Raw genomic sequence first — 13,855 nt, forward strand, 5'->3', positions numbered from 1 at the left:
AATTTTTTGCAGTTTCTCTAATCGATGGTTGCAAGCGCTACACGCCCTATTTTATCCCAAAAGAAGTCATATATTGGCATAAGTATTGATAGATTAAAGAGTGTTGAAAAAAGGGGGCCATTATAAAGGAATTTCGTGGCATAGATAAGAGCGAACGCACAGCTCAGAGACGACAAAATCCCTTTCGGTGATGTTTTAACACATCATTTAACAAATTTGTTCCCTCGCAAGGACTGCCCGATAACATATGTTGGCATAAACTGGTCAGCAGATTGAGCCAGTCGTTTTGGCTCTCCCCCCATGATATAGAGGCACAACCACATGAAACTTGATGCAAAAACCACCGCTCTGGTACTGATCGATTTGCAGCAGGGGATTTTACCTTTTGCCAAAGGCCCCTACAGTGCCGAGCAGGTTATTGCCACCAATGCTCGCCTGGCTAATACCTTTCGCCAGTCGGGTGCCCCAGTCGTTTTCGTGCGTGTGGGGTGGTCCGATTCATTCGCTGATGCGCTAAAACAGCCGGTTGATCAGCCAAGCCCACCTCCTGCCGGTGGTTTGCCGGAGTCATGGTGGACTTTCCCTGAAGAGTTGGCGGTGACCGATGGCGATATTAAAGTCATAAAACATCAGTGGGGAGCCTTCTACGGCACAGATTTAGATTTACAGCTGCGCCGTAGGGGGATTAAGACCATCGTATTGGCCGGAGTTTCCACCAATATTGGTGTCGAATCCACCGCTCGGGCCGCCTGGGAGCTGGGCTATGAGTTAGTCATTGCCGAAGATGGTTGCAGCACCGCAAGTGCCGAAATGCAGCAGTTTGCGGTTAACAATATCTTCCCGCGGATATCCCGGGTGCGCAGCAGCAGCGAAATTGTTGCAGCCCTTACCGAGTAACGATAAATTCTGTCGAGAGAATATCGCTAACTCGGTCTGTAGCAGCAAATATAATAAATTTACCCAAAATATTTGCTGTTACAGCTAGGCGGCAAGTGAATAAGTCCCGATGAGCTGACACCGGTCAGTGATTCGGGCGCGTGAATGCAGCCAACAACGCTGTAGCAGCAAATAAGAAGGGTAAACATGTATATAGGACTGCCGCAATGGCAACACCCAACCTGGAACCGCTTGGGTATCAAGGATTTGGCCGATTACAGCCGTTATTTTAATTGCGTCGAAGGGAACACCACTTTCTATGCATTACCCCGGCTAGAAATTGTGCAGCGCTGGCGTGATATGACGCCCGATAGCTTCCGCTTCTGTTTTAAGTTCCCCGCCACTATTAGCCACCAAGCGGCCCTACGCAACTGCGATCAAGAACTGGACGCTTTCTATCAATGCTTAGCCCCGCTGCACCAGCGTATTGGCCAATTATGGATACAACTCCCCGCCGCTTTCGGGCCGAATGAACTACACCGCTTATGGCAATTTATCGATAAATTACCCGCAGATTTTCATTACGGCGTAGAAGTTCGCCACCCGGAGTTTTTCGCTAAGGGGGCAGCAGAACTGGCTCTCAATCAGGGTTTACACCAACGAGCCGTCAATCGCGTGATGTTGGACAGCCGCCCGATTCATGCGGCTAAACCGCTCACCGCCGCAGTGCGTGATGCGCAAAGTAAGAAACCGCGCCTGCCAGTGCATGCCATCGTCACGGGTGGCCAGCCTTTGGTGCGCTTTATTGGTGGCGATCAACTGGATGATAATTTAGCTCTATTTTCACCTTGGTTACAAAAACTGCCACAGTGGGAACAGCAATATCAGCCTTATGTTTTCATTCACACACCAGATAACAGTGACTCGCCACAGCAGGCACAAAAGATTTGGCAACAATTAGCCGCAATAATAACGACCTTGCCTCCTGCACCTGACTGGCCAGAACAAGACCAACTGTTTTAAGGATATTGGCGTCTTTTTCGCCCTAACCCAGGGCTTTCGTCGCCTAACGCCACAATGTATCCGCAAGCTTATCTTTCCAAACATGAAACTGACTATTAAGAATTGTGCTTCTGTCCACTTTTTCTAGCGACAGTTTCCCGGTAGGCGGTTATCATTATTCAGCCAGTCGATGGTTGGGCAATGGAGTTAAAAATGGTTAGCTCGCTTTATGTCGTGTTGGGCGCACTGTTACTGATCAAGCTTTCATTTGATGTTGTTAAATTGAGAAATCAGTACCGAGTCGCTTATGGCGACGGTGGTTTTTATGAATTACAAACCGCCATCCGCGTGCATGGTAACGCCGTAGAATATATCCCTATTGCTGTCATTTTACTCATCATGATGGAAATGAACGGCGGTGAGACATGGATGGTCCATATTTGTGGATTAATGCTGATAGTCGGTCGTCTACTGCACTATTATGGTTTACGTCATCGCGAAATTCGTTGGCGTCGTTCTGGGATGAGCGCCACGTATGTTTCTTTAGTATTGATGATTATCGCTAATATTTACTATTTACCTTGGGATCAGATTTTCAGTCTGACCTAATAATGACTATTTTGTCGGTTCCGCAGCCAAACAGCCGGAACCTTGCTACTCTGGGCGGCTTATCACCGCCTTCATGTCTGCCTTTACCTATCTGATCCCCAACCTTCGCTTTATCGCGCTTATCTGCGGAGTTTTCTGTTATAATATGCGCCTTTAATTTCTTGTTAATGCCAATGACAGTCATGCCAAATCGCGACACTCAATCTCAAAACGATGCGCAGCACCATCAGTCTGGGGCAACAGAGCCACAGCGTGATAGCCTGTTTGCTGCCCCTATTGCCAAATTAGGTGACTGGACCTTCGACGAAAAAGTCGCTGAAGTATTCCCTGATATGATTCAGCGATCGGTGCCCGGTTATTCCAATATCATTTCGATGATAGGTATGTTGGCGGAGCGTTTTGTGCAACCCAATAGTCAAATTTATGATCTGGGCTGCTCGCTGGGCGCGGCCACACTGTCAATGCGCCGTAATATTAAAGCTGCGGGCTGTAAAATTATTGCCGTGGATAATTCACCGGCCATGGTTGAACGCTGCCGCCGTCATATAGATGCTTTTCGGGCAGAAACACCGGTGGATGTGGTGGAGTCGGATATTCTCGACATCAAGCTGGAAAACGCCTCAATGGTGGTGCTTAACTTCACACTGCAATTCCTTGAACCGGCTGACCGTCAGCGCTTGCTTAATCAGGTATACCAAGGGCTGCGCCCAGGTGGCGCCTTAGTGCTGTCTGAGAAGTTTAACTTTGAAGATAACGATATTGGTGAACTACTGTTCAACATGCACCTCGATTTTAAGCGGGCTAACGGTTATAGCGAACTTGAGATTAGCCAGAAGCGCAGCATGCTAGAAAATGTGATGCTGACCGATTCCGTTGAGACTCATAAGCAGCGCCTGCATCAGGCCGGTTTTGAACATGCTGAAGTGTGGTTCCAATGCTTTAATTTTGGTTCGCTGATTGCCCTGAAATCGGGAGAGGCTCAATGATTGAATTTGGCGATTTTTACCGGCTGATAGCCAAAGGCCCATTAAGCCCGTGGCTAGATACCCTGCCCGCTCAACTCAGTGCCTGGCAGCGCGAATCATTACACGGTAAGTTTAGAACCTGGTTTAACGCAGTCGAACATTTACCGGCACTCACCCCCACGTCATTGGATTTGCGCGAAGGCGTGCGGGCAGAAATGTCCCCGCCGATTTCTGCTGGCCAGCGTGAAGGGATGGAAAATATGTTGCGCGCCCTGATGCCGTGGCGCAAAGGCCCATTTTCATTGTATGGGTTGGATATTGATACCGAATGGCGCTCCGACTGGAAATGGCAGCGAGTCTTGCCACACATTAGCCCATTGGCAGGACGTACAATTTTGGATGTCGGTTGCGGTAGTGGTTATCACTTATGGCGCATGATTGGCGAAGGTGCTCATCTGGCGGTTGGCATCGACCCAATGCAGCTGTTTTTATGTCAGTTTGAAGCCATTCGCAAACTGTTAGGCGGTGACCAGCGCGCTCACGTGCTGCCGCTGGGTATTGAACAACTGCCTGAATTAGCCGCCTTTGATACCGTGTTCTCAATGGGTGTGCTGTATCACCGCCGTTCGCCGCTAGATCACCTCTATCAACTGAAAAATCAGTTGGTCAGCGAAGGGGAGCTGGTGCTTGAGACTCTCGTGGTTGAGGGGGATAGCCAGCAGGTCTTGGTGCCCGGCGACCGTTACGCACAGATGCGTAATGTGTACTTTATTCCATCAGCACCGGCGTTGAAAGCCTGGCTTGAGAAATGCGGTTTTGTCGATGTGAGAATCGCCGATATGGCGGTGACCACCACTGATGAACAGCGCCGCACTGATTGGATGACCAGCGAGTCATTGGCAGAATTCCTTGATCCGAATGACCCAAGCAAAACCGTTGAAGGCTATCCGGCCCCCCTCAGAGCGGTATTAATCGCACGGAAACCATAAAAAAACCCGGCCTAAGTGCCGGGTTTTTTATAAGCTGACAGCAGTCAGTGACTCGGGTGAGCGAATGCCGCTAACCACGCTGTAGCGCCGAAGCCACAAATCAAGACCCAAAGTCATTGGTGTTACAGCTAGGCAGCAAAATGAGTAAGTCCCGATGAGCTGACATCAGTCAGTGACTCGGGTGAACGAATGCCGCTAACAACGCTGTAGCGCCAAGGCCGCAGGGTCTATGCTGACTGCGGTAAAGGCGCGCCCATCACTAACAAACTCTTCATGGCTTCAACCACTTCACCATCGACGCAATAATGAGCGAACTCATCAACATCACTGTCGGCGCACATGGTGACACCGGCTTTACGGTATTTCATGGCTGAGGGAACAAGACGCCCGGCTGAACTGTGTAGCTCGCGGATACCGGCATCGATAAATTTCTGCATATTGGTCAGGCGGACCCCCGCTCCAGCCATAATCACTGGCCCCTGATCTTTGGTTGCAGCCACTAAATCTTTCAATAATGCCAGCCCCAGCTCCGCATTCTGCTGCTGGCCAGAGGTTAAAATCCGCGCCACGTTAAGGTCGGCTAATTGCTGTAGCGCCACCATAGGGTTCTGGCACATATCAAATGCGCGATGGAATGTGACCGCCAATGGGCCACTGATCTTCATGATTTCCCGCATCCGCGGCATATCAATGTGACCATCAATATCCAGCAACCCCACTACAACACCCGCAAAGCCCATATCGCGAATTCGGGCGATATCATTCTTAATGATGGCAAAATCATTATTGCTATAACAGAAATCACCGCCACGAGGACGGACGATCGGGTGGACAGGGATAGTGACCGTCTCTCTGGCTTGCATTAAAGCGCCGATACTCGGCGTCAAGCCACCTTCAGACTGGCCGCAGCATAATTCAATCCGGTCGGCTCCTGCCTTTTCTGCTACTTGCGCGCAATCTACGCTATAGCAACAAATTTCCAATGTAGTCATTCTCTCCCCCGTTTGATGGATGCCACTGCGACAGGCATATATCCATATTATTTCTGAACATATAAATAGGTATTCAACAATTACACCGTTGAATAAATAAAGTGCTGAATATAACGTTCACGCTAAAACAGAATGTAAGTAAACATGCTGAAGCATTTACTATGGCACTCATTTTGAATCCATGAGTAGATGTCAGTCACAGTGATAACCATAAGTGATAGTCGGTATTGAAATAAATAACCCATAGACGTTAGTCATTGCGTTCGCTATCCACTATTTGCCACAGAGTGTAAGGGTGAAACTTAATGGTTATCTCGCCATCACTGACCGCCAGTGTCGGGTTAGCCAAGCGCTCATGTTCACCTTGTGGTGAGCTAAATTTGGTATGAATCCCTTCTGGCAATGTGGCAGGTAATAAGGCCAGAGCACGTTGGTGCAAGGTTTGCGGATCACCGGACAACACCAGCTCAATGTGCTCCCACCCTTCATGAGGATAATGCGTCTTCCCCGGATACGGCAATTCGATACAGTCTATTTGCCATGGCCCGACAGCCAGTGGTTGCGCCAACTTGAACAGGCAAATGGGTCGCCCATTAATTTGCGACTCGGACATCAAATTGCCACATTGCTCTAATCCACTGCGCCAGCGTTGCGCAGTCTCCGTCTGATGGCAGCGCAACGAAATATGGTCAGCACTGAATTGCGTTAAATCCAGCGTTAATTTAGCCGCGAAAATAGCCAGCTTTTGTTCAAAGCACGGTAAGTCAGTTAATAAGTCCTGTAATTCGACGATATTTTTCAGGCCGTGCATCTTATTTTCCTTTTAAACTGTTATTTCCGGCATCGAAGCGGCCATAATCTACAGTTATTAGCGCTAATCAGCCATATTTAATCTGACTGTTTTATGACTTTACATTATTCATGGCTAATAAAATTGTCTGCGGCATTTCAGTCAAAATAGGCGCCTCAAATAGATTAGCCGCAACCGTAGGCCTGATGCTGACGTCGGGGGTCAAATATGGTATAAATCCTGCCATCTTGTGACTAACGTTGTGTCAGACCATCACGCCGCTGGTCATTCTTTTGTGGTGTCATGTTTTGGCTCCGTTTGAATTAACTGGCACACAGATGCTCTTGTGTGTCTTTTGTGCGTAATTAAGGTAACCCGGTGAATATTCAGGCTCTTCTCTCAGATAAAGTCAGCCAGGCGCTGATTGCAGCAGGTGCTCCAGCAGGCAGCGAAGCTCAAGTTCGCCAATCTGCCAAAGCGCAATTTGGCGATTATCAAGCTAACGGCGTTATGGCCGTTGCCAAAAAACTGGGTATGCAACCCCGACAACTGGCAGAAAAAGTCATTGAACTGCTCGATCTTGACGGCATTGCCAGCAAAGTTGAAATTGCCGGTCCCGGTTTTATCAATATTTTCCTTGATCGCCAATGGGTTGCCAGTAAGGTAGAGCATGCGCTGACTGCGCCCAAATTGGGGGTTGCGCCAGTTGAGCCACAAACTATCGTGGTCGACTACTCGGCACCTAACGTAGCGAAACAGATGCATGTGGGCCACCTGCGCTCAACTATTATCGGTGATGCGGCGGTACGAACTTTAGAGTTCTTGGGCCACCATGTTATTCGCGCTAACCACGTCGGTGACTGGGGTACTCAGTTCGGTATGCTAATTGCCTATCTGGAAAAAATGCAGAATGAAAACGCCAGCGATATGGGCTTATCCGATCTGGAGCTTTTCTATCAGCAGGCCAAGAAAACCTATGATGAAGATGAAGAGTTTGCCCAGCGCGCCCGTGCCTATGTGGTGAAACTGCAAGGTGGCGACGAGTATTGCCGTCAGATGTGGCGCAAATTGGTGGATATCACCATGGCACAAAATCAGATTGCTTATGATCGTCTGAATGTCACCTTGACCAAAGATGATGTGATGGGTGAAAGCTTATATAACGCCATGTTGCCCGGCATTGTTGCTGACTTGAAAGCTAAAGGTCTGGCGGTGGAAAGTGATGGCGCAACCGTCGTGTATCTGGATGAGTATAAAAATAAAGATGGCGAGCCAATGGGCGTCATTATCCAGAAGAAAGATGGCGGCTACCTCTACACTACCACTGACATTGCTTGTGCCAAATATCGCTATGAGACACTGGGTGCCGACCGTGTGCTGTACTACATCGACACCCGTCAGCATCAGCATCTGATGCAAGCTTGGACCATCGTACGTAAAGCCGGTTATGTCCCTGAATCCGTGCCACTAGAGCACCATATGTTCGGCATGATGTTAGGTAAAGATGGCAAGCCATTTAAAACCCGCTCCGGTGGTACCGTCAAACTGTCCGATTTGCTGGATGAAGCCATCGAGCGTGCTGGCAAGCTGATTGCTGAGAAAAACCCTGACATGCCTGCGGACGAGCTGAAGCAGGTGGTTGAAGCTGTCGGTATCGGTGCGGTGAAGTATGCCGATCTGTCAAAAAGCCGCACCACCGACTATATCTTCGACTGGGATAACATGCTGGCACTGGATGGTAACACCGCACCTTATATGCAATATGCTTATACTCGCGTGGTTTCCATATTTAAGCGTGCTGGAGTCGATGAAAACAGCCTGACACTGCCATTGGTCATTACAGAAGACCGTGAAGCTGCACTGGCAACCCGCCTGTTGCAGTTTGAAGAAGTTATCACCACCGTGGCCCGTGAAGGCACACCACACGTGATGTGTTCTTATCTGTATGACTTGGCCGGTCTGTTCTCAAGCTTCTATGAACACTGCCAAATCCTGAATGCAGAAACTGAAGAAAGCCGCCAGAGCCGCCTGAAACTGGCCATGCTGACAGCCAAAACCTTGAAACAAGGGTTGGATACCTTAGGCATTCAGACCGTTGAACGCATGTAGTTTTTATCGCTAGTCATTACTAAAAAAAAGGCCCCGAGGGGCCTTTTTTATTACTGTAAAATCAGTTGGTTCTGCGCGCAAAATCACGCAGTTTAAACCCAAGTAAGGCCAGCGCCCCAAAATAAGCAATAACCCCCGCCACCACGATAGCAGCCAGCCGGAGTAAACGATATGCCATACCGCCAATATCCCACGCTGGCATCACCCACAGCAATGCCAGTAACACCGCAGACATCACGATAACACCAATAACCAATTTGGTTAGGAACACCGCCCAGCCTGGTTGTGGCTGGAAGATATCTTGCTTACGCAATTGCCAATATAACAAGCTGGCATTCAGGCAAGCTCCTAAGCCAATCGACAGTGATAAACCGGCATGTTTAAGCGGCCCAATGAAAATCAGGTTCATCACCTGAGTTAATATCAGGGTGATAATGGCAATCTTGACCGGCGTTTTAATGTTCTGGCGCGAGTAGAAGCCCGGAGCCAGCACTTTTACCACAATCAGCCCCATTAAACCGACGGAATAAGCCACCAGCGCACGTTGCGTCATAACCGCATCAAAAGCGCTGAATTTCCCATACTGGAATAACGAAACAACCAGCGGCTTGGCTAGAATGCCTAAGGCGACCGCACTGGGTAATGCCAGCAAGAAGCACAGGCGCAGCCCCCAATCCATCAGTTTGGAGTATTCATCATGGTTACCGCTAGAGAAGCTTTTGGCCAGCGAGGGCAACAGAATTGTCCCCAAAGCCACCCCCAACACACCAGATGGGAACTCCATTAGGCGGTCAGCGTAATACATCCATGACACTGAACCTGAGACTAGGAATGATGCAAAAATAGTATTTATGATCAGCGAAATTTGGCTAACGGATACCCCGAGTATCGCGGGCCCCATTTGGCGCATCACACGCCAAACTCCGGCATCGCGCAATGACAACCTTGGCAATACCAACATCCCTATCTTTTTCAGATGAGGTAACTGGTAGCCCAATTGCAGGACACCACCGACCACCACAGCCCAAGCCAGTGCCATCACCGGAGGGTTAAAATAAGGGGCAGCAAATAGCGCAAAACCTATCATGCTGATATTCAGAAAGGTGGGCGCAAAAGCCGGGATGGAAAAACGGTTCCAGGTATTAAGGATCGCACCGACCAATGATGCCAATGAAATCAGCAAAATATACGGGAAGGTCACCCGCAAAAGTGCAGAAGTTAGCGCAAACTTATCCGGTGTATCGGTAAAACCGGGGGCAGTAATAAAAATAACCCACGGGGCTGCCAGCATCCCTAACACCGTGACCACTGCCAAAATCAAGGTCAACAGACCAGAGACGTATGCCACAAATGTTCGTGTGGCTTCCTCACCCTGCTGGCTTTTATATTCGGCCAAGATAGGCACAAAAGCCTGTGAAAACGCCCCTTCAGCAAAGATACGGCGCAACAAATTGGGCAATTTAAATGCCACAAAAAAAGCATCCGTTGCCATACCCGCACCAAAAACCCGTGCCACAATCGCATCACGAGCAAAGCCTAATACGCGGGAAAACATGGTCATAGAACTGACAGCAGCCAGTGATTTCAATAGGTTCATAGATTTTTCTAATAGACTTGGATGACAAAACTGGCGCTAGTCTACGTAATCAACACTGAATAGCCACTGATAGATGTAACAAATTAATGGCCCGTTATTATTTACGCCCATATTGCTATTGCTGCAAAATACGCTCAATCATCCGCTGTGCATAAATAGCCTGCTCACCAGAGACTTGTGGCGCGGTTTGGTTACTCACTGCGGTAATAAAGTGATGAACTGCGCCACTAAACCCGCGCTGTTCCAGTGTGGTTTGCCAGCCCGGTGTGGGTAGACTGATCACCTGCCCTTCAAACTCCTGTTGCCACTGGCGCATATCGGTAATTTGATAACAGGCTCCGGGACTGACAGCTTGTACACTTTCCCGCTGGGTGCCAGCATGTCGATGCATACTGGTGGTAATTAAGCAGTTACCCGCCTGAAAAAGATGCTCCGCATAGAGCATTTGCCCCTGCTCATTTGCTTGCACCGAGCCGGTCATCAAGGTTGCCGACTCGCCACCTAGCCACAGTGCAGTGTCAACCACATGCAGATAGTCATCAAGCAGCGTAAAACGAACATCATGTGGCCCAATACCATTCTGACGATGTTTCTCCATCCGCAGGGAGGCCGGCTGATTCATCTTTTGCTTAAGCTGCTGATACAATGGCGCAAAACGACGATTAAACCCCACCATCAGGGCCAAACGCTGCTTCGCCGCCAGGGCAATCAGTTGCTCGGACTGTTCGATTGTCTCGGCGAGCGGTTTATCGACATAAACATGAATACCAGCCTGCAATAACTCACTCACCACCTGAAAATGGCTGGCGGTGCTGCTGTGGACAAAAATGGCATCACAATCCGCCGCTAAGCTATCCAACCGCGAAAAATAGCGCATTCGATAGCTGTCACACACCGGTTGTGCTTTAGCCTGATTCGGGGAGAATGCCCCCACTAACTGCCAATCCAGCTCTTGCGTCAAGAGGGGCAAATAGGCTTTTTGCGCAATCCCACCAAGGCCGACAATGCCAACCCGCAGTTTTTTGCCAATAGAGGGCTTTTTCATAGCATCCTTATTAATCATCCAGTTGCAACAGCACTTCATCCAGACGTCGTGTTAGTGCAATCACCTGCTGCTCAAGTTGAGCCACGCGAGCTTCAAGGGCGCTGCTGCCCCCTTCGACACCTTCTTCCACTGACAACGTAGGCGCAATATCACCACTGAATAGATGCATAAAGCGGCTTTCACGTTTCCCCGGCTCACGAGCCAGACGCACCACAAATGGCCCATCTTCGCGTAAGGACAACTGAGTCAGAACCTCTTCAGTTTCAGCCACATCAGCAAACTCATACATACGATTGGTTCGGGTACGTAATTCACCCGGCGTCTGGGCGCCACGCAGTAATAACGTGGTGATCACCGCCAGTTCAGCGGGTGAAAATTTAAGATTACCAAACTCAGAATTACAAAAACGATGTTCGTATTTCATTACCCGGTTACCACTTTGGGTACGGATAAGATGCTTTTTCAGTAGGAAATCCAGCGTCTGTTGCACTTCTGACTCAGACAGCTCCATCACCGGCTCGCGGTTAGTTTTCTGATTACAGGCAATAGTTACGCCGTTAAGCGACATCGGATATTGCTCCGGCGTCGTCACTTGTTTTTCCAGCAAACAGCCAATAACTCTGGCTTCCTGTGCATTTAAACTGTGTTTCATCCTGACCTCAGCGAGTTGACGTCCATTCTTTGTTAGTCAAAGCCGTCAGCACGTGATCGCGCCATTGACCATCAATGAGTAAATAATCTTTCGCGTAACCTTCGCGCTCAAATCCAAGGCGCTCAAGTAAACTGCCACTGCGATGATTATGCGGCATATAGTTAGCCATAATACGGTGCATCCGCTCTTGGCGTTGCATATAGCGAATCAGCGGTTGCAGGGCTTCAAACATTAAGCCCTGGCCTTGCCAGCGTTCACCTAATGAATAGCCCAGGAAGCAGGCGTGGAATGAGCCGCGCAATACATTGCTGAAATTCGCTACGCCACGCACTTCTTTTTCTTCTTTGTCTAACAAAATAAAGTAGTAGGCGCTGCCCTGTTTTTGCAGCTCCATGATCATGCCCAGCCGCGCTTGCCACCCCGAAGGCATGCAGTGACTTTGGTCGCGCACCGGTTCCCACGGTTTTAGAAAAGCCTGATTCTCAGCGTAATACTCCGCCATGCGGTAAGCATCACGTTCATTAACCAGCCGCAGTGACATACGGTCAGTTATCAGGCGTATTTTAGGTGTTGCTGAATGATAGCCGAACATCTGCTCCCCTTGAGATATGCGCCGGACTTGATTTCGCGACACGCTTTTTCTTCAATATACCTGCTACGTCGTTGCCGCGTAAAACCACACTTGCGCGCTTTCCATACATCAATACAACAAAATTACGCAACAAAAGGGCTTAAATTGCATTTTATTATGAAATTGCTGGTGAGGTAACGTATTGACGATAAAAAAATATTATCAATCTACCCTCTAGAGTTCTCGACAATTAGGGTACAAACTATAAGCGTTATTTCCATTCCCTCCCTTTTTAATTTCTGACGGTGAAGCATGGCCTTGGTATCGCAAGCTCGCAGCTTGGGTAAGTACTTTTTATTGCTCGATAACTTATTAGTGGTGTTGGGTTTCTTCGTTGTCTTCCCACTCATATCTATCCGATTCGTCGATCAATTGGGGTGGGCTGCGGTGCTGGTGGGTCTAGCCTTGGGATTAAGGCAACTGGTCCAGCAAGGGTTGGGGATTTTCGGCGGCGCGATTGCAGACCGCTTCGGTGCTAAACCGATGATAGTCACTGGCATGCTGATGCGCGCGGCGGGCTTTGCACTCATGGCAATGGCAGATGAACCCTGGATATTGTGGTTGGCTTGCGCACTGTCTGGCTTAGGTGGCACCTTATTTGACCCACCGCGTACCGCGTTGGTGATTAAACTCACTCGCCCTCATGAACGTGGCCGTTTTTACTCCATACTAATGATGCAAGACAGCGCCGGTGCGGTGATTGGCGCACTGATCGGCAGTTGGCTGTTGCAATATGACTTCCATTTTGTCTGTTGGACCGGGGCAGTTATCTTCATCTTGGCGGCAGGATGGAATCTCTGGTTGCTGCCCGCCTATCGCATCTCAACCGTGCGAGCGCCAATGAAAGAGGGCATGATGCGGGTGTTGCGTGATCGCCGCTTTGTCACCTATGTGCTAACGCTGACCGGTTATTACATGCTATCGGTGCAGGTGATGTTGATGTTACCTATCATAGTAAATGAAATTGCCGGTTCACCTGCGGCAGTGAAATGGATGTATGCCATAGAAGCCGCACTTTCGCTAACCCTGCTCTATCCGATTGCTCGTTGGAGCGAAAAACGTTTTCGCCTTGAACAGCGTTTGATGTTCGGGTTGTTGATCATGACATTAAGCCTGTTCCCTATTGGCCTGATTAACCAGCTACAAACCCTGTTTATGTTTATTTGCTTCTTCTATATGGGCTCTATTATTGCCGAGCCAGCACGCGAAACTCTGGGGGCTTCACTGGCAGACTCCCGTGCTCGCGGCAGCTATATGGGCTTTAGCCGTCTTGGGCTGGCTTTGGGTGGTGCAATTGGCTATACCGGCGGCGGGTGGATGTATGATACCGGCCGAACCCTTGAAATGCCGGAGTTACCTTGGTTCCTGCTCGGCGTGATTGGCTTAATCACCTTGGTCGGGCTTTACTGGCAATTCAATCAGCGCCGCATTGAGTCGGCGATGCTGAGCGGAAGTTAGTCGGTTACTCGCCGGAGCCGTTTTGTCTCCGGCGCTTTTCCTCTCATTTCTATGTTCTCTGATTCAGGGTTATCTGATTGGCAATGACCCAATACTGCCGCACTATCGCCCTCCATCCCAAACCGTCATTGAACAAACAG

Annotated in this window: 13 protein-coding genes; 7 read left to right on the forward strand and 6 right to left on the reverse strand. The window is 49.2% G+C overall.

Annotated features, from left to right (window positions below; genetic code table 11):
* Positions 1 to 321 precede the first annotated feature (321 nt).
* The 5 genes from N0H69_RS15205 to cmoB all read left to right on the forward strand — a co-directional run bounded on the left by N0H69_RS15205 (position 322) and on the right by cmoB (position 4,441).
* Positions 322 to 897: a hydrolase gene (locus N0H69_RS15205; RefSeq protein ID WP_050107256.1), complete on the forward strand. Its 576-nt coding sequence runs from the start codon at positions 322 to 324 to the stop codon at positions 895 to 897.
* Between the two features lie 186 nt (positions 898 to 1,083).
* Positions 1,084 to 1,899, forward strand: coding sequence for a DUF72 domain-containing protein (locus N0H69_RS15210; RefSeq protein ID WP_050151728.1), 816 nt, complete (start codon positions 1,084 to 1,086; stop codon positions 1,897 to 1,899).
* 192 nt (positions 1,900 to 2,091) lie between these two features.
* Complete coding sequence (locus N0H69_RS15215; protein WP_050107258.1) at positions 2,092 to 2,487, forward strand: MAPEG family protein; 396 nt, start codon at positions 2,092 to 2,094, stop codon at positions 2,485 to 2,487.
* A 182-nt stretch (positions 2,488 to 2,669) separates the two neighbouring features.
* Entirely contained in the window at positions 2,670 to 3,473 is an 804-nt protein-coding gene (gene cmoA, locus N0H69_RS15220) for a carboxy-S-adenosyl-L-methionine synthase CmoA (protein WP_050151727.1), read from the forward strand.
* Positions 3,470 to 4,441, forward strand: coding sequence for a tRNA 5-methoxyuridine(34)/uridine 5-oxyacetic acid(34) synthase CmoB (gene cmoB / locus N0H69_RS15225; RefSeq protein WP_050151726.1), 972 nt, complete (start codon positions 3,470 to 3,472; stop codon positions 4,439 to 4,441). The genes cmoA and cmoB overlap by 4 nt, the downstream gene beginning before the upstream one ends.
* Before the next feature lie 227 nt (positions 4,442 to 4,668).
* Here cmoB and cutC read toward each other — a convergent pair whose 3' ends face one another.
* Both cutC and N0H69_RS15235 read right to left on the reverse strand, forming a co-directional pair.
* On the reverse strand, positions 4,669 to 5,433 hold the full coding sequence (gene cutC / locus N0H69_RS15230) for a copper homeostasis protein CutC (protein WP_050133968.1): 765 nt from the start codon (positions 5,431 to 5,433) through the stop codon (positions 4,669 to 4,671).
* Between the two features lie 250 nt (positions 5,434 to 5,683).
* Positions 5,684 to 6,244 (reverse strand): VOC family protein, encoded by a 561-nt coding sequence (locus N0H69_RS15235; protein WP_050107262.1) that lies wholly within the window; start codon positions 6,242 to 6,244, stop codon positions 5,684 to 5,686.
* 357 nt (positions 6,245 to 6,601) lie between these two features.
* Here N0H69_RS15235 and argS point away from each other — a divergent pair, with 357 nt between their 5' ends.
* Complete coding sequence (gene argS / locus N0H69_RS15240; protein WP_050107263.1) at positions 6,602 to 8,332, forward strand: arginine--tRNA ligase; 1,731 nt, start codon at positions 6,602 to 6,604, stop codon at positions 8,330 to 8,332.
* Between the two features lie 61 nt (positions 8,333 to 8,393).
* Here the strand turns inward: argS and murJ are convergent, their stop codons facing one another.
* The 4 genes from murJ to rimJ all read right to left on the reverse strand — a co-directional run bounded on the left by murJ (position 8,394) and on the right by rimJ (position 12,218).
* Positions 8,394 to 9,929, reverse strand: a complete 1,536-nt coding sequence (murJ, locus tag N0H69_RS15245; protein WP_050122141.1) for a murein biosynthesis integral membrane protein MurJ — start codon at positions 9,927 to 9,929, stop codon at positions 8,394 to 8,396.
* A 115-nt stretch (positions 9,930 to 10,044) separates the two neighbouring features.
* On the reverse strand, positions 10,045 to 10,992 hold the full coding sequence (locus N0H69_RS15250) for a Gfo/Idh/MocA family protein (RefSeq protein ID WP_050122140.1): 948 nt from the start codon (positions 10,990 to 10,992) through the stop codon (positions 10,045 to 10,047).
* Positions 10,985 to 11,626 (reverse strand): YceH family protein, encoded by a 642-nt coding sequence (locus N0H69_RS15255; protein ID WP_050146444.1) that lies wholly within the window; start codon positions 11,624 to 11,626, stop codon positions 10,985 to 10,987. The genes N0H69_RS15250 and N0H69_RS15255 overlap by 8 nt, the downstream gene beginning before the upstream one ends.
* A gap of 7 nt (positions 11,627 to 11,633) precedes the next feature.
* A complete protein-coding gene (gene rimJ, locus N0H69_RS15260) occupies positions 11,634 to 12,218 on the reverse strand; it encodes a ribosomal protein S5-alanine N-acetyltransferase (protein ID WP_050151725.1) in 585 nt (194 codons plus the stop codon).
* 291 nt (positions 12,219 to 12,509) lie between these two features.
* Between rimJ and mdtH the strand changes: the two genes are divergently transcribed.
* Entirely contained in the window at positions 12,510 to 13,715 is a 1,206-nt protein-coding gene (gene mdtH, locus N0H69_RS15265; RefSeq protein ID WP_050122137.1) for a multidrug efflux MFS transporter MdtH, read from the forward strand.
* Positions 13,716 to 13,855: the final 140 nt, after the last annotated feature.

This window comes from Yersinia alsatica (assembly GCF_025133195.1).
GTDB classification, from domain to species: domain Bacteria; phylum Pseudomonadota; class Gammaproteobacteria; order Enterobacterales; family Enterobacteriaceae; genus Yersinia; species Yersinia alsatica.